Below are 248 nucleotides of genomic sequence, written 5' to 3'. Positions count from 1 at the left end.
AAAAAATCTTGTTCTTGAACATCTAGATCGGTATGAATAGCCCAAAGTTCTTTCTCGGGTACTAAATCATCATCACAATGTTGAACAAAAAGGATTGGTTTATTTAATTTTCTGTATGAAGAAATTCTTTTATTTACTTTTGTTAGTAAGTTCTGTAAATCAAATAAATGCTCTCCGCTATAACATACTCCATTTTGTAAATCGATAACGATTAAAATATCTGCACAAGTATCCATTATTTTCATCCC

1 protein-coding gene is annotated in these 248 nt (G+C 29.4%); it reads right to left on the bottom strand.

What is annotated here, in order from left to right:
* A partial coding sequence (locus MR170_RS31655) for an isochorismatase family protein (RefSeq protein WP_242310754.1) occupies window positions 1-236 on the bottom strand: 236 nt, incomplete at its 3' end.
* Between the last annotated feature and the right edge of the window lie 12 nt (window positions 237-248).

The organism is Bacillus cereus group sp. BfR-BA-01524 (assembly GCF_022662595.1).
GTDB classification, from domain to species: Bacteria; Bacillota; Bacilli; order Bacillales; family Bacillaceae_G; genus Bacillus_A; species Bacillus_A thuringiensis_S.
This window is presented reverse-complemented; position numbering and strand designations above follow the sequence as displayed.